Annotated in this window: 20 protein-coding genes; 16 read left to right on the forward strand and 4 right to left on the reverse strand. The window is 58.2% G+C overall.

The window, feature by feature from the left end; all coding sequences use genetic code 11:
* The first annotated feature begins 10 nt into the window (after nucleotides 1–10).
* The 5 genes from ygfK (at nucleotide 11) to ACFWUB_RS06745 (ending at nucleotide 8,349) form a co-directional block, all read left to right on the forward strand.
* Nucleotides 11–2,521, forward strand: a complete 2,511-nt coding sequence (gene ygfK, locus ACFWUB_RS06725) for a putative selenate reductase subunit YgfK (RefSeq protein ID WP_020311311.1) — start codon at nucleotides 11–13, stop codon at nucleotides 2,519–2,521.
* A gap of 17 nt (nucleotides 2,522–2,538) precedes the next feature.
* A complete protein-coding gene (hydA, locus tag ACFWUB_RS06730; protein ID WP_303267818.1) occupies nucleotides 2,539–3,918 on the forward strand; it encodes a dihydropyrimidinase in 1,380 nt (459 codons plus the stop codon).
* A 24-nt stretch (nucleotides 3,919–3,942) separates the two neighbouring features.
* A complete protein-coding gene (gene xdh, locus ACFWUB_RS06735) occupies nucleotides 3,943–6,636 on the forward strand; it encodes a selenium-dependent xanthine dehydrogenase (protein ID WP_416183697.1) in 2,694 nt (897 codons plus the stop codon).
* Nucleotides 6,637–6,787: 151 nt separating this feature from the next.
* Nucleotides 6,788–7,636: a selenium-dependent molybdenum cofactor biosynthesis protein YqeB gene (yqeB, locus tag ACFWUB_RS06740; RefSeq protein ID WP_292106603.1), complete on the forward strand. Its 849-nt coding sequence runs from the start codon at nucleotides 6,788–6,790 to the stop codon at nucleotides 7,634–7,636.
* A gap of 2 nt (nucleotides 7,637–7,638) precedes the next feature.
* Entirely contained in the window at nucleotides 7,639–8,349 is a 711-nt protein-coding gene (locus ACFWUB_RS06745; RefSeq protein WP_416184391.1) for a formate dehydrogenase accessory sulfurtransferase FdhD, read from the forward strand.
* Between the two features lie 200 nt (nucleotides 8,350–8,549).
* Here ACFWUB_RS06745 and ACFWUB_RS06750 read toward each other — a convergent pair whose 3' ends face one another.
* The 4 genes from ACFWUB_RS06750 to ACFWUB_RS06765 all read right to left on the reverse strand — a co-directional run bounded on the left by ACFWUB_RS06750 (nucleotide 8,550) and on the right by ACFWUB_RS06765 (nucleotide 13,669).
* On the reverse strand, nucleotides 8,550–9,761 hold the full coding sequence (locus ACFWUB_RS06750; protein ID WP_416183698.1) for a molybdopterin molybdotransferase MoeA: 1,212 nt from the start codon (nucleotides 9,759–9,761) through the stop codon (nucleotides 8,550–8,552).
* 2 nt (nucleotides 9,762–9,763) lie between these two features.
* On the reverse strand, nucleotides 9,764–10,324 hold the full coding sequence (locus tag ACFWUB_RS06755) for a 4Fe-4S dicluster domain-containing protein (RefSeq protein WP_020311305.1): 561 nt from the start codon (nucleotides 10,322–10,324) through the stop codon (nucleotides 9,764–9,766).
* A 3-nt stretch (nucleotides 10,325–10,327) separates the two neighbouring features.
* Complete coding sequence (fdhF, locus tag ACFWUB_RS06760) at nucleotides 10,328–12,520, reverse strand: formate dehydrogenase subunit alpha (RefSeq protein WP_292106596.1); 2,193 nt, start codon at nucleotides 12,518–12,520, stop codon at nucleotides 10,328–10,330.
* A 120-nt stretch (nucleotides 12,521–12,640) separates the two neighbouring features.
* Nucleotides 12,641–13,669, reverse strand: coding sequence for a molybdopterin-guanine dinucleotide biosynthesis protein MobB (locus tag ACFWUB_RS06765; RefSeq protein ID WP_416183699.1), 1,029 nt, complete (start codon nucleotides 13,667–13,669; stop codon nucleotides 12,641–12,643).
* 173 nt (nucleotides 13,670–13,842) lie between these two features.
* On the opposite strand from ACFWUB_RS06765, the gene ACFWUB_RS06770 reads away from it, so the two are divergent.
* The 11 genes from ACFWUB_RS06770 to ACFWUB_RS06820 are packed head-to-tail and all read left to right on the forward strand — an operon-like array spanning nucleotide 13,843 to nucleotide 22,580.
* The gene (locus ACFWUB_RS06770) at nucleotides 13,843–14,220 is read left to right on the forward strand and encodes a winged helix-turn-helix domain-containing protein (RefSeq protein WP_020311300.1); all 378 of its coding nucleotides are present in this window, start codon (nucleotides 13,843–13,845) and stop codon (nucleotides 14,218–14,220) included.
* Nucleotides 14,221–14,226: 6 nt separating this feature from the next.
* Entirely contained in the window at nucleotides 14,227–15,246 is a 1,020-nt protein-coding gene (locus ACFWUB_RS06775; RefSeq protein WP_416183700.1) for a molybdopterin-binding protein, read from the forward strand.
* 9 nt (nucleotides 15,247–15,255) lie between these two features.
* Nucleotides 15,256–15,753, forward strand: coding sequence for a cyclic pyranopterin monophosphate synthase MoaC (gene moaC / locus ACFWUB_RS06780; protein WP_204904840.1), 498 nt, complete (start codon nucleotides 15,256–15,258; stop codon nucleotides 15,751–15,753).
* On the forward strand, nucleotides 15,743–16,720 hold the full coding sequence (gene moaA, locus ACFWUB_RS06785; RefSeq protein WP_020311296.1) for a GTP 3',8-cyclase MoaA: 978 nt from the start codon (nucleotides 15,743–15,745) through the stop codon (nucleotides 16,718–16,720). Before moaC ends, moaA begins: the two co-directional genes overlap by 11 nt.
* Nucleotides 16,721–16,723: 3 nt before the next feature.
* A complete protein-coding gene (locus tag ACFWUB_RS06790) occupies nucleotides 16,724–17,659 on the forward strand; it encodes a molybdopterin-binding protein (protein ID WP_416183701.1) in 936 nt (311 codons plus the stop codon).
* Nucleotides 17,660–17,698: 39 nt separating this feature from the next.
* Nucleotides 17,699–18,544 (forward strand): molybdate ABC transporter substrate-binding protein, encoded by an 846-nt coding sequence (gene modA / locus ACFWUB_RS06795; protein ID WP_020311294.1) that lies wholly within the window; start codon nucleotides 17,699–17,701, stop codon nucleotides 18,542–18,544.
* A 12-nt stretch (nucleotides 18,545–18,556) separates the two neighbouring features.
* A complete protein-coding gene (gene modB / locus ACFWUB_RS06800) occupies nucleotides 18,557–19,228 on the forward strand; it encodes a molybdate ABC transporter permease subunit (protein WP_020311293.1) in 672 nt (223 codons plus the stop codon).
* Complete coding sequence (locus ACFWUB_RS06805) at nucleotides 19,225–20,265, forward strand: sulfate/molybdate ABC transporter ATP-binding protein (protein WP_416183702.1); 1,041 nt, start codon at nucleotides 19,225–19,227, stop codon at nucleotides 20,263–20,265. The genes modB and ACFWUB_RS06805 overlap by 4 nt, the downstream gene beginning before the upstream one ends.
* 4 nt (nucleotides 20,266–20,269) lie before the next feature.
* Complete coding sequence (locus ACFWUB_RS06810) at nucleotides 20,270–21,325, forward strand: XdhC family protein (RefSeq protein WP_416183703.1); 1,056 nt, start codon at nucleotides 20,270–20,272, stop codon at nucleotides 21,323–21,325.
* Nucleotides 21,322–21,978, forward strand: a complete 657-nt coding sequence (yqeC, locus tag ACFWUB_RS06815; protein WP_416183704.1) for a selenium cofactor biosynthesis protein YqeC — start codon at nucleotides 21,322–21,324, stop codon at nucleotides 21,976–21,978. The genes ACFWUB_RS06810 and yqeC overlap by 4 nt, the downstream gene beginning before the upstream one ends.
* Nucleotides 21,975–22,580 carry a nucleotidyltransferase family protein gene (locus tag ACFWUB_RS06820; RefSeq protein WP_302681142.1) on the forward strand — a complete coding sequence of 202 codons (606 nt, stop codon included), beginning with the start codon at nucleotides 21,975–21,977 and terminating at the stop codon, nucleotides 22,578–22,580. The genes yqeC and ACFWUB_RS06820 overlap by 4 nt, the downstream gene beginning before the upstream one ends.
* Nucleotides 22,581–22,758 lie beyond the last annotated feature (178 nt).

Genomic DNA, 22,758 nt, shown 5'->3' on the forward strand with positions numbered 1-22,758 from the left:
GGAATCTATCATGAGTGATCGCATGACATCCATTCCCTTTGGAAAATTGATGAACTGGGTCCTGACCGAAGCGCCGTCAGGGACGATCTTTGGCGTCCACCATCGCCTACAGGCCGACCCGAATCGGACATATACTATCTTTGACAGACCGCTGGAAATGCCCTTTGGCCCGGCTGCCGGTCCCCATACCCAGCTGGCCCAGAATATCGCTGCCGGCTATGCGGCGGGAGCGCGCTTCTTTGAACTGAAGACGGTCCAGAAAATCGACGGCGAAGACCTGCCCGTTCCCAAACCCTGCATCAAGGCCGACGATGAATGTTACAATGTCGAATGGTCGACGGAACTGACCGTCCCCAAGGCCCTGGAAGAATACGTCAAGGCCTGGTTCCTGGTCCACGTCATGGCCGTCGAATACGGCTTAGGAAGTCCGGACGGGATGCAGTTCAACATGTCCGTCGGCTACGACCTGGCAGGGATACAGACGGCAAAAATCGATTCGTTCATCGAAAATCTGAAAGACGCATCCCATACGGCTATCTTTGCCGAGTGCAAAGCCTGGCTCCTGGCCCATCTGGACCGGTTCCAGAAACTCCGTCGGGAAGACGTCGAAGCCATTCCGGCAGAAATCTGCAACTCTGTCACGGTCTCGACCATGCACGGCTGTCCGCCCGATGAAATCGAACGGATTGCCCGCTATTTACTGAAAGAAAAACACCTCAATACCTTCGTCAAATGCAACCCGACCTTACTGGGCTATGACTTCGTCCGGAAATGCATGGATGACCTGGGCTATGGCCATATGGTCTTCGATGACAGCCATTTCAAGGCGGATTTACAGTACCGTGATGCCGTACCCATGCTCAAGGGGCTGCAGGAAGCGGGTAAAGAGGAAGGCCTGTTGTTCGGCGTCAAACTGACCAATACCTTCCCCGTCGACATTACGCGCCATGAATTGCCGGGGACGGAAATGTATATGTCCGGCAAGCCCCTCTTTTTCCTGTCCATGAATGTGGCCAAGAAGCTGAGTGAAGCCTTTGACGGCAGCCTGCGTATTTCTTACAGCGGCGGTGCCGATGCCCACAACATCAAGAATATCGTCCGGGCCGGCATCTGGCCGGTCACGGTGGCGACGACGCTGCTCAAGCCCGGTGGCTATGAACGCTTTGCCCAGCTGGCACAGTGTTTTGAAGGTCAGCGTGGACAGGCGTTTACTCGTGTAAACGTCAAGGCCCTGGATGACTTGCTGGCTAAGGCTCAGGATGATGCCCACTATGCCCGTCTGGACCCGAAGGCCCAGCAGCGCAAGAACGACCAGGCACTGCCCTTGATGGACTGCTTCATGGCACCGTGCAGCCAGACTTGCCCCATCCATCAGGATATCCCGGCCTATATGGACCTCGTCGCCGCCGGGAAATATGACCAGGCCCTGCAGATTATTCTGGAAAAGAATCCCCTGCCCTTTACGACGGGGACCGTCTGCTACCATACCTGTATGAACAGCTGTACGCGCAATTTCTGCGATGCCCCTGTTGAAATCCGGCGCAATAAGCTGATAGCTGCTGAAAAAGGCTATGCCAGCGTCATGACGACTTTGCAGGCCACGCCGTCCAATGGGAGAAAAGCGGCTGTCATCGGCGCCGGTCCGGCCGGACTGTCGGCGGCTTATTTCCTGGCCCGCGGCGGCCTGGATGTGACCGTCTTCGATAAGAACGACGAACCTGGCGGCCTGGTGCGGACCTTCTTGTGTGAAAAGAAAGGGCAGATTTCACCAGAAGCCATCGACAAGGATGTAGCCCTCATCGAAAAGATGGGTGTCCATCTCGTCGTCGGTAGGGCCATCGCCTCGCTCGACGAATTGCAGGGCTATGACATCATCCTGGCGGCCTGCGGCGTCAAAGGGAAAATCGGTGACACCCTGGCCGGCGCCATCGAAGGCCTGACCGTCATCGGCGATGGCCATTACGGCAAGACGACATCCGTCGTCGAATGTATTGCCGACGGCAAGCGGGCGGCGGAAGGCATTTTAGGCCAGATGGCCAGTGTCGATACCCTGATTCCAGCTGATGTAAACGACGTTTACTCGAAGCGGGGTATTCTGGAGACGGCACCGGAAACAGGCTGTGACGGCCGCTGCCTCCATTGTGACAGCGTCTGCGAAGTCTGTACGGAAGTCTGCCCCAATCGGGCCAATACAGCCATCCAGGTACCGGGCCATATGCAGGCTCAGATCCTGCATATTGACTACATGTGTAACGAATGTGGCAACTGCCGGACCTTCTGTCCCTGGGGCGGTGCGCCGTATGTAGATAAGTTTACACTCTTCGCTAATGAAGACGATTTAGACCACAGCGATAATTCGGGCTTTGCCGTCCTCGACAAGGCCAGCGGCTTCTGCAAAGTCCGCCTGGATGGAGAAATCCGGACGACGACTTTAGGGACGGCTGATGAAGCGATCCCGGAAGACCTGCGGACCTTCATGGAAACGGTCTGCCGCGATTACGATTACCTGCTGATTGAATAGAGAAAGAAGGGAAAACCATGGATTACGTCATCAAAAACGGGACGGTCTGCCTGGAGGGCGAACATTTCCGGGCCGACGTTACCGTCCGTGAGGGAAAAATCCAGGCCTTGGGACAGGCTGTGCACAGCGGTCATGAACAGGTCATCGACGCCGACGGCCTCTATGTCTGCCCTGGCGGCATCGATGCCCACACCCATATGGACCTGCAGCAGTCGCCGCAGTACCGCGCGTGCGATGACTTTTACAGCGGTGGCGTGGCAGCGGCCTGCGGCGGCACGACGACCATCCTGGATCATATGGCCTTTGGCCCGGCCGGCTGTTCCCTGCGCTATCCCTTTGAACGGTACCGGAAACTGGCCGTGCCCTGCCCGGTCGACTACAGCTTCCATGGCGTCATCCAGCATGTCGACGACCAGGTCCTGCAGGAATTGGGCCAGCTCATCGACGAAGGTTTTCCCAGTTTCAAAGCCTATACGACGTATGGCTATCCCGTCGGCGAGAAGAAACTGATGCAGCTCCTGCCGGTCATCAAGAAGCATGGCGGCCTGCTCACGGTCCATGCCGAAAGCGACGGCATTACCAACGCCCTGCGGAATGCCCTGGGACCGCAGGACCTGCAGCCCATCGGCCAGGCGAAGACGCGGCCCAACGTGGCCGAAGCCGCAGCCGTGAGCCGTGTCCTGGCGGCAGCCCGGGCTTGTGGCGATGCGCCGGTCTATATCGTCCACACGTCGGCCCATGAGAGCCTGGACCAGCTGCGCCTGGCCCGGCGCCAAGGCCAGCGTCATATTTACAGTGAAACGTGTCCGCAATACTTATTGCTGACAGAAGAGAAATTCCGTCACGGCGGCCCTATGGAAGGCATTAAATACATGCTGGCGCCGCCGCTGCGGAAAGCCGAAGACAACCAGGCCCTGTGGCAGGCCCTGGCCGACGGGACGATCCAGACCGTAGCGACGGACCACTGCCCCTTTACGATAGCTGAAAAACAGGAGAATGTCAGCGATTTCCGGAACTGTCCCGGCGGCGTATCCGGCGTCGAAGAACGGATGCCCCTGCTGTTCAGTGAAGGCGTCCTGAAAGGCCGGCTGACCCTGGAGCGCTTCGTCCAGGTGACCAGTGCCAATGTGGCCAAAATCTTTGGCCTCTATCCGCGCAAAGGGACGCTGCTGCCCGGCAGCGATGCCGACATCGTCCTCATCGATCCGAAAGGGACGCGGACCTTTGCCAGGGAGAACCTGCACACGACCTGCGGCTATTCGCCCTATGAAGGCATGACGGTCCAGGCGACGATCCGCCTGACCATGCTCCGCGGCGAAATCATCGCCAAAGACAATCAATTCTGTGGAAAACGCGGCTATGGAACCTTGTTGTATCGATTCCGCGATAAAAGATAATCTTGATTATAGGAAGGTGGCATTATGAGTGAATTATGTAAACTATGGGTAAACGGCCGTGAAATAGAAGCCGATGGAGAACGCAAGCTCATCGACGTCCTGCGCAATGACCTGCGCCTGAAATCCGTCAAGGATGGCTGCAGTGAAGGGGCCTGCGGAACCTGTACGGTCGTCATCGACGGCAAGGCGACCAAGACATGTGTCCAAAAGGTCAGCCGCATGGCTGGTAAACACGTGTTGACCGTCGAAGGGCTGTCCAAGCGGGAAAAAGACGTCTTCGTCTACGCCTTTGGCGAAGCCGGCGCCGTCCAGTGCGGCTTCTGCATCCCCGGCATGGTCATGTGCGGCAAGGCCCTCATCGACGCCAACCCGGCGCCGTCGCGGCTGGAAATCGCCGCGGCCATCCGTAATAATATCTGCCGTTGTACGGGTTATAAGAAAATCATCGACGCCATCGCTATGGCAGCAGATTTGCTGCGCACGGACCAGCCTCTTCCCGTCCGCGGCGGCTACCGCGGCGTCGGCGCTCCCTGCCAGCGCGTCAACGTCAAGGCCAAAGTCCTGGGCGTCGGCAGATATACAGATGATTTGGACGCCGTCGACCTGCCCGGCATGTGTTACGGCAGTGCCATCCGCAGCGCTTATCCGCGGGCTGTCGTCAAGGCCATCCATGCGGAAAAGGCCAAGGCCCTGCCCGGTGTCGTCTGCGTCCTGACGGCAGACGATATCCCCGGGTCCGTCAAAGTCGGCCATTTGAAGACCGATTGGGATACGCTCATCCCCGTCGGCTCGACGACGCACTTCCTGGGTGACGCCATCGCCCTGGTGGCTGCGGAAACGCCGGAAATCCTGGAACAGGCTAAGAAGCTCGTCGATATCGAATATGAAGAACTGCCGGCCCTGACCTGTGCAGCCGACGCCCTGAAAGAAGGGGCGCCGCTGGTACACCCGTCGGCTGGTACGAACGTCCTGGCCCATGAACACCTGGTCCGCGGCGACGCTGATGCCGTCATTGCCGCCTCGAAGTATAAGGTGACGCACCACTTTGAAACGCCATGGACGGAACACGCCTTCCTGGAACCGGAATGTGCCGTCGCCATGCCCTTTGATGACGGCGTCTTCGTTTATTCGTCGGACCAGGGCATTTATGATACGCGCCGGGAAACGGCACTCATGCTGGGCCTGCCGGAAGAAAAAGTCATCGTCGAGAACTGCTTCGTCGGCGGCGGCTTCGGCGGCCGGGAAGACGTGACGGTCCAGCATTTGGCTGCCCTCGTCGCCTATGTATGTAAACGGATATGTAAAGTGAAGTTGACGCGCCAGGAAAGCATCCTCATCCATCCCAAGCGCCATCAGTTCAGCATGGACATGACGACGGCCTGCGATGAAACTGGGAAACTGACGGCTATGAAGCTCGTCGCCGTCACCGACAACGGGGCCTATGCCTCCCTGGGCGGACCCGTTCTCCAGCGCGCCTGTACCCATGCGGCAGGGCCTTATAACTACCAGACCATCGACATCGACGGGACAGCCGTTTACACTAACAATCCACCAGCCGGAGCCTTCCGCGGATTTGGCGTCACTCAGACCATTTTTGCCACGGAATTAAACTTAAATAAACTGGCTGAACTGGTCGGCATCGACCCGTGGGAAATCCGATATCGCAATGCCATCCGGCCCGGTGACATCCTGCCCAATGGCCAGATTGCCGACCCGTCGACAGGCTTGGCCGAAACGCTGGATGCCGTCAAAGAGGCGTACTATCACAGCGGGCCTTATGTCGGCATTGCCTGTGCCTTGAAGAATTCCGGCGTCGGCGTCGGCCTGCCCGACTATGGCCGCTGCCGTCTGGTCGTCAAAGACGACAGGGTACACATTTACTCGTCGGCATCCTGCATCGGCCAGGGCGTCGGCACGGTCCTGGTCCAGATGGTATCCCAGGCTGCAGGTCTTCCCATTGAAGATATCAAATGGCATATGCCCAATACGGCGACCTCACCCGATGCCGGTACGACGTCGGGTTCGCGGCAGACGACGTTGACCGGGGAAGCGGCCCGGCGAGCCGCCGTCCAGCTGCGGCGCGACCTCTTTGCCGCCAAGGGCCTGCCTTATGAAGAAACGAGCCATGCCAGCAACTACCTGGAAGGCGTAACGGTAGAAAAAGAATCGCCCGCTACGGCCGCCGTCCGCTTCAACCGTAGCGACTTAGATGTCCTCAACGGTCGGGAATACATCGGCGAATACCTGGGCAAGACCGACAAGATGGGCGCTGACGTCCCTCATCCCGTATCACACGTCGCCTACGGCTATGCCACACACGTCTGCATCCTCAATGACGACGGTACCATCCGCAAAATGGTCGCCGCCCACGACGTCGGCCGCGTCGTCAACCGCAAGAGCCTGGAAGGCCAGATCGAAGGCGGCACCGTCATGGGCTGCGGTTATGCTCTGACGGAACAATATCCGTTGGACCACTGTAAACCGACGGCCAAATTCGGGACCCTGGGCCTGTTCCGGGCCGATAAAGCCCCTGACGTCGAAGCCATTCCCATCGAAAAAGAAGGCGTCGACGTAGCCTACGGAGCCATCGGCGTCGGCGAAATCACCTCCATCCCGACGGCACCTGCCGTAGCCGGAGCCTACTATAAATGGAACGGCCAGTTCCAGACAACATTGCCCTTAGAAGGGACGCTGTATAGCCGGAAGAAAAAGAAATAAAAGTTTGTAGTACAGAGTTTGTAGTTTGTAGAAGAGGGCCTTAAATTTAAAGCCGTCTGCTAGCCACTAACAACTAAAGAGTGCTTGACGTCTTGCGACAAGCACTCTTATAATAGGGATGTTTGATGTTTCGATGTGGAAAGGTGGTCTTATGGAAGATAAATTGGTCATTATCCGCGGGGCTGGGGACCTGGCGACGGGCGTGGCCCAGTCTTTGTATGAGGCTGGGTTCCGCCTGCTGCTGCTGGAAGTGGAGAAGCCGTCGGCTATCCGGCGTCAGGTGGCCCTCTGTGAAGCCGTCTACGATGGGACGGCTGCCGTCGAGAATCTGACTTGCTGCCGCTGTCGGTCTTTGGCCGAGGTCCGGAAGGCCTGGGAAGGCGAGGCCATTCCCTTGCTGGTGGACCCGGAAGGGGCGTCGATTGCGGCGCTGAAGCCCTGGGCCGTCGTCGATGCCATCCTGGCTAAGAAGAACTTGGGGACGAACCGGCGTATGGCACGTCATACCGTGGCCCTGGGGCCGGGATTTACGGCCGGGGTCGATGTCGATGCCGTCATTGAAACCAAGCGGGGCCACCAGCTGGGGCGTATCATTTGGCAGGGCACGGCTATCGCCAATACGGGGATTCCCGGATTGATTGCCGGCTACGGCAAAGAGCGCGTCATCCACAGTCAGCAGGCCGGGTTCGTATACGGATTGGTCCACATCGGCGATAAAGTAAAAAAAGGACAGCCCATGGCTGTCCTGACAGAAGAGCCCATCCCTTTTGGAATGGCCGTGACGGAATGTATGGGGACGCCGATTCTGGCGTCGCTGACGGGATTCGTCCGGGGACTGATCCGTGACGGCTATCAGGTACCGCAAGGCTTCAAGATAGCCGACATCGACCCGCGGGATGATGAACGGGAGAATTGCTTTACGATTTCCGACAAGGCCCGCAGCCTCGGCGGCGCCGTCCTGACGGCCCTGCTCTGGATGGGGAAGGGGGAATTTTCGTGAAGATGAATCAGAATGACTTACATTTTTCGTCGTGCCGGGAGCTGCCCTATATCGACTATTACCAAGGCGCAGCAGCTAAGAAGCAGTCCATTGCCGTCGAAGTGATGACGCCACTCTATCTCGATGGGCAGCGCATCAGTACGCTCATTTCTTCGCCGGAAGATATCGATGTCCTGGCTGTGGGTTACTGTCTGGCCGAAGAGAAAATACCGGCTGGCCGCAAGCTGGCTGGTGTCTGCCTGCACGATGGGGCGGCCTGGGTCACGACGGAAACCGGGACGGCACGGGCAGTAGAAAAGCCGCCTTTTGTGCCGATTACGGCAGAGAAGCTCTGTTCCTATGGAGGTCTCTTGGACAGCTTATCGACGGCACATCACGCCTCGCACGGCGTCCACGAAGGGGCCTTGGTCCAAGGCGATGAAGTCCTCGTCTATACGGAAGATATCGGCCGCCACAATGTCCTCGACCGCCTGCGGGGCCTCGTCGAATTACAGCACATCGACGTCAGTCAGGCCGTCCTGGTCTTCAGCGGCCGCGTTCCGCAATCAGTCATCGAAAAAGTCCATGGCCTGGGCGTCCGCTTCCTGGCTTCACGGGCCTTACCGACGAGTCTGGGCGTGTCCCTGGCGGAGCAGTACCAGATTACCCTGTCCTGCGGCTTGCGGCCTGATTCTTTCAAAATATTTGCTCATCCAGAACGGATTTTATTATAATATAAAAAAGTGTCACATGAAGGCATTTTGGCTTCGTGTGACAGCTTTTTTATGTAGGGCTCGCACGTGGCGAGCCCGCTTCGGGATATGTATGATTTCCCGAAGTGGTTGCTAAAAAATCGTCCCAATTTCTAACGGGTCGCCCACGTGGCGACCCCTACAGTGCAAACAAGGGCTTGTCGCTGTGCGACAAGCCCTTTTTATAGGAATATTACTTCAATGGGAGCGCCCTTTGGCAACGGGGGCGTTCCTTTTTTTATATACGCCAGGGCGTTGGTGTGGGCAAGGCCCAGCAGGGCACTGGACGTCAGTGTCGCATTGGGTGTGAATATGGGCTGGCCCTGTTCGTAGGTCAGGCGGCCCTGGACGAAGCGGTCGACAGGATTTTTCTTATAGATCGCGTCGCCTAAATGGCAGGTGACGACGGGAAATTCGCTGTTTCTTTCGCCGTTGAGGCGGCGCAGGATGGGGACGGCCAGGAGATGGAAGGCATTGAACGACGCCGAAGGATTGCCGGACAGGCCGAGGATGACTGTCCGGTGGCCGTTGTCGTCGATGACGCCGCCGTAAGAGGCCGAGCCGGGCCGCATGGTGATGCGGTTGTAAAGCTGGACGGCACCGAGGTCTTGGTAAATCTGGGGCATCGTGTCATAGAGACCGACGGAAACGCCGCCAGTGCTGACGATGAGGTCCCTGCCCTGAGCTAATCGTCGGATCGCGGCCATTTCAGCGGCTAGTTGGTCCGGCCCATCCGATACATGGTAAAAAGTGACTTCTGCGCCGTACTGTTCCAGTAAAGACCGGAAAAGATAGGCATTGGAGTTGTAAATCTGGCCATGGTGCCGCACTTCTCCGGGCAGGACCAGTTCCCGTCCTGACGTCAGGAAGAGGACCTTCGCTTTGGCGTAAACGGGAAGGCGTTCATTTCCCAGGCCGACGGCGACGGACAGGGCACCGGCTGTGAGCTTCGTCCCGGCCGGGATGATGACGGCGCCGGAACGGCACTCTTCGCCTTTGGGGATGATGTTGCTGCCCGGCGGGATGCTTTCTGTAACTCGTATATGATTTCCCTGGCGTTCGACGTATTCCTGGGGGACGACGGTATCGCAATCATCCGGGACGGCGCAGCCCGTCATGAGGCGTACGGCCTGGCCGGCTGCAACAGGGCCGTCATAGACGATGCCGGCGCCGATGGTCGCCACGACTTCATAGGTGGTTCCTTCATGGCTATGGATAGCATAGCCGTCGAAGGGCGATTTACGGTACGGCGGATAGTCGCAGGCTGCCGTAATGTCCCGGGCTGTGATGCGGCCCAGGGCCTGGTTTGGTGTGACATATTCTATTTTCGCTTCATAGGAAGGCAAGGCGCCGTCGAGACGGCGCCTTGCTTCGGTAATTGTGACGATTTCCATAGTTATGGCTTTCCTTTTTTCAATGCTTTTTCATAAGCTGCCTGTGTTTTGGCCGCTTCTTTTTGGGCTTTCAGTTTAGCCCGCTGAGCCGCGACGACGGCCGGGTCGAAGAGACTCAGGGCTTCCGTTGGGCAGGCCGGGATACAGGCTGGTTCCCCCGTTTCCGTATTGGCACAGAGGTCGCATTTGTAGGCGACGATGCGGAAGGGCCGGCCTTTGGTATCGCCGTGGTAGATCTTGGTCATGTTGATGGCCTGGAAAGGACAGGCGCGGGAACATTTTCCGCAGCCCCGGCAGGCCTCTTCATCGATGACGACCGAGTCGGGACCCAGGGAAATGCAGTGGAACGGACAGGCCTCCATACAGCGCGGCTTCGGGCACTGCTGGCATTGGACGGCCTTGGTGACTTTCGACGTGTAAACGACGTGGACCCGCGGCGTGAAATCGAAGCTCTTGGGCTTGAGGGCAAACAGGGCCTTGCCTGTATGGCTGGCCACACAGGCGGCCATGCAGGTCTTGCAGCCGATGCACAGTTCCGGGTCCGTCTTGACGTGTTTAAACATCGTTTACACCTCCTTTACTTCGATGCCCATGCGGCTGCGGATAGCGGTATACTGGGCTTTTACATCGCGTTCGGCCTGTTTCTGGTCGTCGATTTTTTCGACGCGGCAGGCACAGTATTTGAATTCCGGCGTATGGCTCTTGGGGTCCAGGGCGGCCGACGTCAATTCGTTGCAGGCGCCGACCCACCACTGATAGGTCATGTACGTCGCCCCTTTGGATACGCGGTCTGTTTCCTGGCAGCGGGTGATGGTATGGCCCCGCTTGGAGACGACGCGGACCAGGTCGCCGTTGGCAATGCCCAGTTCCTGGCAGTCTTCGGGATTCATCTGGATATAGCCCGGTTCATCGGCCAGGTCGGCCAGGAGGCGGCAGTTGCCGGTCATGGTACGGACCGAATAGTGGCCGACTTCGCGGACTGTCGACAGGGACAGGGGGTATTCGGGACTTTCCAGCTCTTTGGCCGGCGTCCAGGGGTAGTAGTAGAAATGGCCTTTGCCGTCGGCCGTAGCAAAATGAGCGCCCTTGTGGAGATACTGTGTCCCCGTATCATCCGGGCTGTCTTCCGTGCAGGGCCATTGGACGCCGTGGTTCTCGACCATCTTTTCATAGCTGGCACCGGCGAATTTCGGGCACAGGGAGCGCATTTCGTCCCAAATCTGTTCGGTATTGTCGTAATGCATGGGATAGCCCATGGCCGTTGCCATGAGGCAGAGGATTTCCCAGTCCGTCTTGCAGCCCGGCTGGGGTTCGATGAGCTTGCGGACGCGCTGGAAGCGGCGGTCGCAGGAGGTATATACGGCATTGTGTTCGCCCCAGGCCGTAGCCGGGAAGATGACATCGGCATATTCGCAGGTCTTGTTGAAGAAGATGTCCTGGACGATGACCAGGTCGATAGCCGACAGGGTGCGGCGGATTTCCGGCAGGTCCGGATCGGACTGGGCCGGGTCTTCGCCGATGATGTAATAGGCGTGGATCCGCTTCTTCGGGTCCGGTTCGCGCAGGACTTTGTCCGGCACATAGGTCAGGGGCAGGCCGACGTGGGATGGCAGGGAAACGCCCCAGGCCTTTTCAAATTTATGGCGGATTTCATCGTCCATGACGTCCTGATAGCCAGGATACTGGTTGGGCAGGACGCCCATGTCACAGGTTCCCTGGACGTTGTTCTGGCCGCGGACCGGGCCGACGCCGGTGGCGTAATGGCCGTAGTTGCCGGTCATGAGACTCAGGTTGGAGCAGGCGATGACGCATTCGACGCCCTGTGAGAACTGGGTGATGCCCATGCCCCAGAGGGTCATGGTATGTTTGGACGAAGCGAACAGGCGCGCTGCCCGGTGGATATCGTCGGGATCGAGGTGGGTCGCTGCGGCGACGGCTTCGGGCGCGTATTTATCCTGGGCCACTTCTTTGGCATAGTCGGCAAAGCCTGTCGTATGCTTTTCGATGAAATCGTGGTCGACCAGGTCCTCCGTGACCATGACGTGGGCCATGGCGTTGAGGAAGAGCATGTTCGTGCCGCCCTTGATAGGCAGGTAAATGGTGGCGATGCGGCCCGTTTCTGTCAGGCGCGGATCGACACAGATGATCTTGCAGCCCTTCTTCTTGGCCCGGACGATATGGCGGGCGACGAGGGGATGCGAGACCGGCGCGTTATAACCGATATCGAAGATGACTTCTGCGTCTTCGAGTTCGGGAACGCTGAAAGACATGGCACCTTCACCGACGGACTCACCGAGTCCGGTAACCGATGGAGCGTGTCAAATGCGGGCGCAGTGGTCGACGTTGTTCGTGCCGACGACGGCGCGCATGAATTTTTGCGTAATGTAAGCGGCCTCATTGCCGGGACCGCGGGCCGAACCGGCGCCCATGACGGCATCCGGGCCGTATTCCTTGATGATGGCTTTGAGGCGGGCCGCTGCGTATTCGATGGCTTCCTGCCACGATACTTCGACGAGGGGCGTGCCCTTGCCGTTTTTGCGGATCATCGGCTGGCGGATACGCTTGGTCAGGATCTGAGGGTCATTCAGATAGTCCCAGCCGTACAGCCCTTTCAGACAGAGCCGGCCTTCATTGTTGACACCGCGCGGCGAGCCCTTGGCTTCGATGACCTGGTTTTTTTCCGTGTCGACCGTGCAGGTGATGACGCAGCCTGTGCCACAATAGGGACAGACCGTGTCGATTTTCTTATAGGCACACATAGGAACACCTCACTTTTACATAAACTGGAGATTTTTAGTATACCACGGACGGGGTACGCTTTACTAGTCTCAGTGTAGGACTTATTTTAGCAGGGTGCAAGACAGAAAAGAACAAACTGCTTATATCACCGACGAGCGGTAGCCAGTGAGGAATAAGATATTGTTGACCAGCTGGTTGTCATCGGCCTGGGTCACGTCGATTTGTGGAAAGAGACCGTGACTGCGGCTTTCGACGAGGACCAGGTCGGCCAGCTGTTGCTGGGACAGGGCCAGGATGTAATCTTCTTTCCGCGTTCCCATGGGATAATCTGCCGGACCGCAGAGACAGACGGAAACGGCACCGGCTTTGCGGGCCCGGTCCGTATCGGAGCCGGTCTTGCAGCGGGCCACGGTGTGATGGCTGCTCTTGATATAGGCGACCTGATAGCCGCGGTGCGTCAGTTCCGTAATGGCTGCCGCAGCGGCTGTCGTCTTGCCATCGCCTGATTTCGGTGCCGTCAGGGTGACGACGGGTACCTGGCGGCGGCTGTTGGTGTCGCGGCCTTTGGCAGCCTCATAGGCTTCAGGCGTATTGATATTGAAATATAAGGCCGAACGGAAGGTTTCATCGACATAGGCTGCCGGCACGTCTTGATACAGATGGCGCAGGCGGTAATTGCCCTTCTGCAGATGGTCCGTAATGGCTGGCAGGAGCTGACGGCTGTATAAGGCGGCCAGGGGCTGGTCCTGGCCGTTTTCCGTCCTGGGTATGATGGCCTGCAGGGTGGGCTGGCGCCGGAGTAATTTGACCAAATCCGGGGCGGGGGCAAAATCATAGAAGGGAAGGTCGACAGATAAGACCAGATAGAAGTCGCACTGGCCGCTGTACAGGGCGGCCTCCATCCCGCCCAAGGGGCCGCAGTCAGGATAATTGTCTATGACCAGGCGGACTGTGCGGGCTAATTTGGCGGGTAAATGGGACGATTCATAAGGACGGTTGATGGAAAGCAAGCGCTCTGTAAAGGGATAAGCCTGGCTGCGCAGAAGCAGATCCGTCAGCAGGTCCGTATCGCGCCAGGGGAGGGCCGTTTTATCGCGGCCCATGCGGGTACTGCGGCCGCCGGCCAGGATAATTAGTCCCAGCGATAAAGGGCGAAGTATTTTTGTCATCCTATCACATCCTTTTGTATGTTATGCGTGTATTATATCATAATTTGCATAAGCGATGATGATTTCACTACGGGTTACAAAAAAAGTATGGCCAGCTAACAGATTTTCATGTATAATGAGCTTAGTAGATTCGTTATTTGTAAGCGCGAATAACGCTTGAAGGAGGTGGCTCCATGGCAGAAGAGAAACTACATTGCAAAGTGACCCTGTGCCTCATGGGCGATAAGCGGGCCTTCGGGCCCGGCGTGGCCGAACTGCTGGAAGGTGTCCGCCGTCATGGTTCCCTGCAGGGCGCAGCCCGGGATATGGGCATGTCGTACTCCAAGGCCTGGACAGTCATGCGCAACGCCGAAGAAATCTGGGGCTTTCCCCTCATCCGCCGCTATGTCGGCGGCAAAGACGGCGGCCGGTCCGTCCTGACCAAGCAGGCTGAAATCATCCTGGAACGGTATGAAGAGATGAACGAGGCCCTGCACGACGTGGCAGACCGCCAGTTCCGGCAATGGTTCAATGATGAAGAACTCCATAAATTACAAAAAATGGAAGGATAGATAAGTATGAAAATGATGAAAACCGAAGACGCTGTCGGCCATGTCCTCTGCCATGATATTACGCAGATCATCCGCGGCGTCACCAAAGGCCCGGTCTTCCGCAAGGGCCATGTCATTACCCAAGAAGATATTCCGGTCCTCTTGTCGGTCGGCAAGGACCACGTCTATATTTGGGAAAAAGATGACACCCTGTTCCATGAAGATGAAGCCGCTGCCATCCTGCGCGACATCTGCATGGGAGCCCATATGCACGGCAGTGCGCCGAAAGAAGGGAAAATCGAACTCATCGCCGACTGCGACGGCGTCCTGACTATCCGCCGGGATGGCTTGAAAGCCGTCAATTCCCTGGGCGAAATGATGATCGCCACCCGCCATGGCGGCTTCCCGGTCCGCAAGGGCGATAAACTGGCCGGTACGCGCATCATTCCCTTGGTCATCAAGAAGGATAAGATGGCCGCTGCCCAGGAAGCAGCCGGTCCGGCACCGCTCCTCGACGTCCATCCCTTCGGACAGAAGAAAGCCGGCGTCGTCACGACGGGGAATGAAGTCTTCCATGGCCGTATCGAAGATACGTTTACGCCGGTCATCGAAAGCAAGCTGGCTGAATACGGTGCCGTCATGGCCATGCATACGACCCTGGCTGATGACCCGGCTGCCATTACGGCGGCTATCCAGGATATGCTGGATAAGGGCATGGATATGGTTTTCTGTACGGGCGGCATGAGTGTCGACCCCGATGACCAGACGCCGCTGGCCATCAAGAATACGGGAGCCCGCATCGTATCGTATGGTGCTCCGGTCCTGCCAGGGGCCATGTTCCTTCTGGCTTATAGCGGGGACGATCGCCCCATCGTCGGTCTGCCGGGCTGTGTCATGTATGCCAAGCGGACGATCTTTGACCTCGTCCTGCCGTCGCTCATGGCCGATGTCCCCGTGACGACCGATGACCTGGCCGGTCTCGGCGAAGGCGGCTTATGCCTGGGCTGTCCTGTCTGTACCTTCCCGAACTGTGGCTTTGGAAAGTAGGTGATCCTGGTGAACCCGTTTACACACATTGACAACAACGGTGACGCCGTCATGGTCGACGTCAGCGGTAAAGCCGTGACGGCCCGGACGGCTGTGGCCTGCGGCCGTATTTCCATGAGCCGCGAGTGCTATGAAGCCGTCAGGGCCGGTGCCGTGAAAAAAGGCGATGTCCTCGGCGTGGCCCGCATTGCCGGCATCATGGGAGCCAAGCGGACGAGCGACCTCATCCCGCTCTGCCATATCCTCAATTTGACCAAATGCGGCGTCGAATTCATCTTCCACGACGATACTTGTGAACTCGAAGGCCGCTGTACTGTCAAGTGCGACGGCAAGACCGGCGTCGAAATGGAAGCCCTGACGGGCGTATCCGTGGCTTTGCTGACGGTCTACGATATGTGCAAGGCCGTCGATAAGCGCATGTGTCTCAAGGATATCCACCTCGTCGAAAAAATCGGCGGCAAGAGCGGCCATTTCCAATATGACGGAGGGGAGCACCATGAAGGATAAATGGGGACGGACCATCGGCTACCTGCGCCTGTCCCTGACGGACCGCTGCAACCTGCGCTGCCGCTACTGTATGCCTGAAGCCCTGACCAGCGTCGGCCACGAAGCTGTCCTGCGCTATGAAGAAATGCAGCTCATCTGTCGGGCTGCTCTGTCCCTGGGCATCGACCGCTTCAAGATTACCGGCGGCGAGCCGCTGGTGCGCAAAGGGGCCGTGGCCTTCATGGAATCCCTCAAAGCCATGAAAGGCGTCCGTTCTGTGACCTTGACGACGAACGGCCTGCTGTTGTCCGACGCCCTGCCGGACTTGGTCCGTATGGGCATCAACGGCATCAACATCAGCCTGGACAGCCTCGATGCCGGGCAGTATGCCGGGCTGACCGGAGGCGGCCAGCTGTCCGTCGTCCTGGAAGCCTTGGAACGGGCCGCGGCTGCTCGGGTAAACGTCAAAGTAAACGCCGTATTACTAGAAGAAACGCAGGACCAGATCCTGCCGCTGGCCCGCTTGGCCGGCCGGTTTCCCGTCGATGTGCGCTTCATCGAACTCATGCCCATCGGCTACGGGACGACGCTGAAAGGCCTTACGGAAGAAGCGGCCCTGGCCGTCCTGCGCCGGGCCTATCCGGATTTGGCTGCCACAGAAGAACGGCGGGGAAACGGACCGGCTTCGTATTACCGGAGCGGCCAGCTGCAAGGTCGTATTGGCTTCATCGCTGCCAATACCCATGGCTTCTGCTCGTCCTGTAACCGCCTGCGCCTGACGAGTACGGGCTTTTTGAAGCCCTGTCTCTGCTATGACGATGGCGTCGATTTGCGGGCCATCGTCCGCAGCGGCCAAGAGGAGGAAACTATCTGTCAGGAGCTGCAGCGCGCCATGGCCAGGGCGGTTTATGACAAGCCGGCCAAGCATTGCTTCGCCGAACAGAACCATATCAGTGAACATAAGACGATGAATCAGATCGGAGGATAAAAAATGGGGAAAGTACATGCTGTTTGCATCAGCACCATCCGCGGCGTGGCTAAACAGGCCGTACCGGAAGGGAATTTCATAGTCAACTGGGGCATTGAAGGCGACGCTCATGCCGAACACTGGCACCGCCAGGTCAGCCTGCTGGGCCTGGAAAGCATCGAAGCTTTCCGCCGCCGCGGCGGTCAGGTGGAATTCGGCGCTTTCGGCGAAAATCTCGTCGTCGACGGCTTCAATTTCTCGGCCCTGCCTGTAGGGACGCTGCTGCGCTGTGGCGACGTCCTGCTGGAAATGACCCAGATCGGCAAGAAATGTCACAACCATTGTGCCGTCTATGAAGCCGTCGGCGATTGCATCATGCCCAGGGAAGGCGTATTTGCCCGCGTCCTTGAAGGCGGCGTCATCCGCCCGGGCGATGTCATGACCGAAGTCCCGCGGCAAGGGAAACGGCCTTATCAGGCAGCGATCATCACCTTGTCGGATAAGGGAAGCAAAGGCCTGCGGGAAGATGCCAGCGGCCCCGTCATTGTCCAGCGGCTGGAACGGGCTGGGTTTGAAGTCATGGAACAGCTGCTCCTGCCCGATGGCAAGGGCCCCTTGGAACAACAGCTCTGCCGGCTGGCCGACCAGCGCCAGGCTGACCTCATCTTGACGACAGGCGGTACCGGGTTTGGCCCTCGCGACGTCACGCCCGAAGCGACCCTGGCCGTTGCCGACCGTCAGGCGCCGGGCATTGCCGAAGCCATCCGGGCCGCTTCCATGCAGATTACGCCGCGGGCCATGCTGTCCCGGGCGGTCAGCGTCATCCGCAAGAAGACCTTGATCATCAACCTGCCCGGCAGTCCCAAGGCCTGTCAGGAATGTATGGATGTCTTCCTGGATACGATTCCCCATGGCCTCGACTTACTGCGCGGCGAAGTCCGGGATTGTGGCCGCAAGTAAATGCATATAAATGGATTTACAAAAAGGAGATGTACGGTGATGACGTGGAAAAAAGTAGTCGCATCGGTCTTGGCGGCGACGCTGGCTTTTGCCCTGGCCGGATGCGGGTCGGACAAGAAAGAGGACAAAGCCGCCGGGGACGGCGATAAAGTCCACCTGACCGTCTTTGCTGCGGCCAGCATGACGGAAACGATGAACCAGATTGCCGCCCAGTATCAGAAAGAACATCCGGACGTGGAAATTTCCTTTAACTTCGATTCGTCGGGCACGCTGAAGACGCAGATCCAGAACGGTGCCGACTGTGACCTCTTCATTTCGGCAGCCCAGAAGCAGATGAACCAGCTCGACGCCTCAAAAGACGCCAAAGCCAATCCGGATAAGCTGGACTTCGTCAAGAGCGGCAGCCGCATAGACCTGTTGGAAAACAAGGTTGTCCTGGTGACGCCCGAAGGCAACCCCAAGGGCGTCCAGAATTTCAATGATATGGCGGCGAAATTGAAGGACGGCTCCATCCGCCTGGTCATGGGCAACAGCGACGTTCCTGTCGGCCAGTATACACAGAAAATCCTGAAATTCTACAACCTCGATGAACAGGCCATCGCTCAGGCCGGCCACATTACCTATGGCTCGAACGTCAAAGAAGTGACGACCCAGGTCCGCGAGGGCAGTGCCGACTGCGGCGTCATCTATGCGACCGATGCCTTCAGTGCCAAGTTGAAACCTGTCGACGAAGCGACGAAAGATATGTGCGGCCAGGTCATTTATCCGGCGGCTGTCATGAAGAACAGCAAGCACCCGCAGGAAGCGCAGGATTTCCTCAATTACCTCAAGGGCCAAGAAGCCATGAAGATTTTCCAGGGCGTCGGCTTCAGCCCTGTCGGCTAAGGATAGCTGCTTATGGACTGGTATCCCCTTTGGAACAGCCTGCGCATTGCCGCTATTTCCTGTGTCCTCGTCTTCTTTAGCGGCATTGCCCTGGCTTATTATGTCGCCCGCCTGCCGCGGGTCCTCAAAGGGCTCCTCGATGTCGTCCTGACACTGCCCCTGGTCCTGCCGCCGACGGTCTGCGGCTGGCTGCTGCTCCTGGTCTTCGGCTTGAAGCACCCTGTCGGCATCTTTCTCAATGACGTGGGCATCCGCTTCGTCATGACCTGGTATGGCGGCGTCCTGGCGTCGGCTGTCGTCGCTTTTCCCCTCATGTACCGCACGGCCCGCGGGGCCTTTGAGAGTTTCGACGAAACCCTGGCCTGGAGTGGCAAGACCCTGGGCCTGTCGGATACGTTCATCTTCTGGCATATCCGCATGCCTTACTGCAAGCAGGGCATCATCGCCGGGACGGTCCTGGCCTTTGCCCGGGCCCTGGGCGAATACGGGGCGACGAGTATGCTCATCGGCTATATCCCCAAGAATACGGCGACCATTTCGACGACGGTCTACCAGTTGTGGCGGACCAATGACGAATACAGCGCCTTCATCTGGGTCCTGGTCAACATCGCCATCAGCGCCGTCGTCCTGCTGACAGTCAATCTCTTTGAAAAGCGCAGCCGTGAAAGGAGGCGCCTGGCATGATCGATATCGATGTCCATAAGGACTGGGGCTCTTTTACGCTGGATGTGAAGCTCCATCATGAGAGCGGCATCCTCGGCCTGCTCGGCGCTTCGGGCTGTGGCAAGAGCAAGACTCTGCAGTGCATTGCCGGTATTGAAAAGCCTGATGCAGGCAAAGTCGTCGTCGGGGCGCGGACCTTGTTCGACAGCGAGCGCCATATCAATGTCCCCGTCCCGCAGCGGCGCGTAGGCTATCTGTTCCAGCACTATGCCCTGTTCCCCAACATGACCGTCGAAGACAACATCCGCTGCGGCGTCCGCTCGGCTTCGTCCAAGGCTGACGCCCGCCGGCAGGTCCGTTCCATGATGGAACGCCTGAATTTGACAGGCCTGGAGAAACAGAAACCGGCCGAATTGTCCGGCGGCCAGCAGCAGCGCGTGGCCCTGGCCCGCATCCTGGTCAATGAGCCGGACATCCTGCTCCTGGACGAACCCTTCAGCGCTCTGGACAGTTATTTAAAAGAAAAGGTCATGACAGAACTCAAGGACTTGCTGCGTCAATTCCCGAAAGACGTCGTCTTGGTGACACACAGCCGCGACGAAGCCTATCAACTCTGTCAGTCCATCGCCGTCCTAGACGACGGCCGCGTGTCGGCCTGTGCGCCGACAAAGGAACTCTTTGCCGATCCCCAGTCCCGGGCGGCAGCGGTCCTGACGGGCTGCAAGAATATCGTAGCGGCCCGCAAGGCCGGACCGACAGCCGTCTTCATCCCGTCGTGGCAGATTACGCTGCAGACGGGACGGCCTGTCGGCGACGACCTCTGTGCCATCGGCATCCGCGGCCACGCCTTTTGCGGTGGCGACGGCGAAAATGCCAGGCCCATCGTCGTGACCGAGGAAATCGAGCAGCCCTTTGAATGGATCGTCAAGTTCCGCTATGCCCATCAGGAAGGCGGGACGCCGGATATCTGGTGGCGTTTCGCCAAGCCCGACCGGCCGGCTGTCCTGCCGGACTGCCTCACTGTCGATGGGCAGGCTATTTTACTCTTATATAGGTGATATCATGGAAGCTTTCTATACCCGATTATATGAAACTTTGCAGTCCGGCCAGCCGGCTGTCCTCCTGACCGTCGTCGCCAGCCAGGGCTCGACGCCCCGCGGCATCGGCAGCCATCAGGCCGTCTTTGCCGATGGGACGACGGCCGGTACTGTCGGTGGCGGTTATCAGGAATATCTGGCCATCCAGGCCGGCCGGCAATGCCTGGAGAGCCGCCAGTCGGCTTTTCGCCGGCTCATCCTCCACCCCAATGACGAAGAAGATATCAACGCTGCCTGTGGCGGGGAATTGACCGTCTTCTGCCAATACCTCGACCCGGCCCTGCCGGGCCTGCTGGATGTACTGGCCGCTATCATCCAGGCCCTGCGCCAGAAGACGGCGTCGTGGCTGGCCCTGGATGTCAGCGATGAAGCCCATTGGGGCATGGCCCTGGTCCGGGAAGGCCAGGTGCAGGGCTGCGGCCAGATGGCGGCTTTGCAGGCCGTCGATGCGGCTTGGTGCCGTCAGAATGTAGCCGGCCTTGCTGCGGATGGCCAGCGGCGCTGGTACAGCGAACCCCTGACTTATCCGGGACGGGTCTTCGTCTTTGGCGGCGGCCACGTGTCTCAGGCCCTGGTCCCGGTCCTGGCCAGTATCGGCTTTTCCTGCATCGTCGTCGATGACCGGGCGGAATTTGCCGATCCGGCTCTGTTCCCCCAGGCCGATGCTGTTTACCAAGCTGATTATGAAGCCCTTCCGGCGGACCTCGGCGTAACGCAGGATGACTATGTCTGCATTATGACCCGCGGCCACGTCGGCGACTACGATGTCCAGCGCCAGATGCTGGCCATCAAGCCGTATTATCTCGGCGTCATCGGCAGCCGCCGCAAATTGGCCTTTGTCAAAGAGAAACTCCTGGCCGACGGTTTTTCAGCTGCCGAAATCGATGCCTGCCACGCGCCTATCGGCCTGGCCATTTCGGCCGTGACGCCGGCAGAAATCGCCATCAGCATCGCTGCCGAACTCATTGCCGTCCGGGCCAAGCGGGAAGGGCGGGAAAAGAGCCGCTACCGTAAACCATGACGGCCGAGGTATACACTTATATCGGTGCCGGCGGCAAGACGACCAGTATCTTTGCCCGGGCCCGGCAGGAACGGGCTGCCGGGCGCCGCGTGGCCGTCGTGACGACGACTCATATGAAGCGGCCACGCAGATGGTTCGTACCGGCCGCTTTGCCGGCAGGCTGGCAGAGCCAATGGCAGCGCGACGGTATCATCGTCGTCGGCCAGGAAGGGCTGAACGGGAAAATCACCTGGCCCGGCGAGGATGTTTACCTGCGTTTATGTGCGGCTGCCGACGTCGTCCTCGTCGAAGGCGATGGCTCACGGCGCCTGCCCTTGAAGGTCATGGGCCCCCATGAACCGGTCATCCCGGCCAACAGCCGTGATGTATACTGCCTGGCCGGCCTGTCGGCCGTGGGACGGATCGTGAAGGACGTCTGTTTCCGCTGGGAGTTATTGCATCTCAATCCGGAAGCCGTCGTGACCGAACGCCTCCTGGCCTATATTGTAGAAGCCGGCTGCCTGGCCCGCATCGGGTCCTGGAAAGACAGGACGACCGTCGTCCTCAACCAGGCCGACGATGAACGGCAGCAGGCGGGGAAACGGATTTTGAGCGGCCTGTCCCGGCCAGGAATAGTGACGACGTATCCAGTGGAAATGAGGGAAGCGAAATGAAAATACAGTTAGTCTTGATGGCGTCCGGCTTCGGCCGCCGTTTTGGCAGCCATAAATTGGAAGTGTTCGTTCATGGACGCCCTTTATATACGTATGGAATGAAAAGCCTGTGCCAGGCGGCACAGGCTTTTTTGCCATCTTCCGGTATCGACTGTCAGGTGACGGTCGTGACGGCTCATGATGCCATTGCCTCAGCCTGCCAGGCTCAGGGCATTGACGTCATATGGAACGGTCAGGCGGGAGAAGGTATGGCTGCGTCTTTGCGCTGCGCCGTCCAGGCTCATAGTGAAGCCGACGCCTGGGCTTTTTTTCCGGCAGACCAGCCCTTGCTGACGGCAGAAACGATTGCCGACTTCCTGCGGCAGTTCCTGGCCTCTGGCGCAGCTGTAGGCTGTATGCATAACGGCGAGCGGCGCTGCAGCCCTGCCGTTTTCCGCCGCCCTTATGGACCGGGACTCCTGACCCTGCGCGGCGATACGGGAGGCCGGCAGTTTCTGAAGCGTCCTCAGACCTGGGTCTATTATCCCAAAAGAAAAGGTGAATTATTTGATATAGATTACCAGGATGATTTAATCTTTTTAAATAAAACACTGGATAAATAGATTATGATTTAAGCGTATTAATATTATAGTTTACCTTAACTTTTTGATTGAACATATTTTTGCTATTTTTAATTTTAAATATAAAAATATAATTAATTTAGGATAAAACATTTACAAATTAAAATGTACGAGTATAATAAAAGGCAGTTGAACGATTGACTATCCGGTCAATCCATAG

The organism is Megasphaera sp. (genome assembly GCF_047831605.1).
GTDB lineage: Bacteria > Bacillota > Negativicutes > Veillonellales > Megasphaeraceae > Megasphaera > Megasphaera intestinihominis.

Bases quoted from the DNA above. Each gene is read 5' to 3' on its own strand.
- ACFWUB_RS06745 (WP_416184391.1), top strand. From the start codon at position 7,639: ATGAATCAGAATGACTTACATTTTTCGTCGTGCCGGGAGCTGCCCTAT.
- ygfK (WP_020311311.1), top strand. From the start codon at position 11: ATGAGTGATCGCATGACATCCATTCCCTTTGGAAAATTGATGAACTGG.
- modA (WP_020311294.1), top strand. From the start codon at position 17,699: ATGACGTGGAAAAAAGTAGTCGCATCGGTCTTGGCGGCGACGCTGGCT.
- ACFWUB_RS06805 (WP_416183702.1), top strand. From the start codon at position 19,225: ATGATCGATATCGATGTCCATAAGGACTGGGGCTCTTTTACGCTGGAT.
- ACFWUB_RS06770 (WP_020311300.1), top strand. From the start codon at position 13,843: ATGGCAGAAGAGAAACTACATTGCAAAGTGACCCTGTGCCTCATGGGC.
- yqeC (WP_416183704.1), top strand. From the start codon at position 21,322: ATGACGGCCGAGGTATACACTTATATCGGTGCCGGCGGCAAGACGACC.
- ACFWUB_RS06810 (WP_416183703.1), top strand. From the start codon at position 20,270: ATGGAAGCTTTCTATACCCGATTATATGAAACTTTGCAGTCCGGCCAG.
- ACFWUB_RS06750 (WP_416183698.1), bottom strand. From the start codon at position 9,761: ATGGAAATCGTCACAATTACCGAAGCAAGGCGCCGTCTCGACGGCGCC.
- hydA (WP_303267818.1), top strand. From the start codon at position 2,539: ATGGATTACGTCATCAAAAACGGGACGGTCTGCCTGGAGGGCGAACAT.
- ACFWUB_RS06765 (WP_416183699.1), bottom strand. From the start codon at position 13,669: ATGACAAAAATACTTCGCCCTTTATCGCTGGGACTAATTATCCTGGCC.
- ACFWUB_RS06775 (WP_416183700.1), top strand. From the start codon at position 14,227: ATGAAAATGATGAAAACCGAAGACGCTGTCGGCCATGTCCTCTGCCAT.
- ACFWUB_RS06790 (WP_416183701.1), top strand. From the start codon at position 16,724: ATGGGGAAAGTACATGCTGTTTGCATCAGCACCATCCGCGGCGTGGCT.
- modB (WP_020311293.1), top strand. From the start codon at position 18,557: ATGGACTGGTATCCCCTTTGGAACAGCCTGCGCATTGCCGCTATTTCC.
- ACFWUB_RS06820 (WP_302681142.1), top strand. From the start codon at position 21,975: ATGAAAATACAGTTAGTCTTGATGGCGTCCGGCTTCGGCCGCCGTTTT.
- yqeB (WP_292106603.1), top strand. From the start codon at position 6,788: ATGGAAGATAAATTGGTCATTATCCGCGGGGCTGGGGACCTGGCGACG.
- xdh (WP_416183697.1), top strand. From the start codon at position 3,943: ATGAGTGAATTATGTAAACTATGGGTAAACGGCCGTGAAATAGAAGCC.
- ACFWUB_RS06755 (WP_020311305.1), bottom strand. From the start codon at position 10,324: ATGTTTAAACACGTCAAGACGGACCCGGAACTGTGCATCGGCTGCAAG.
- moaA (WP_020311296.1), top strand. From the start codon at position 15,743: ATGAAGGATAAATGGGGACGGACCATCGGCTACCTGCGCCTGTCCCTG.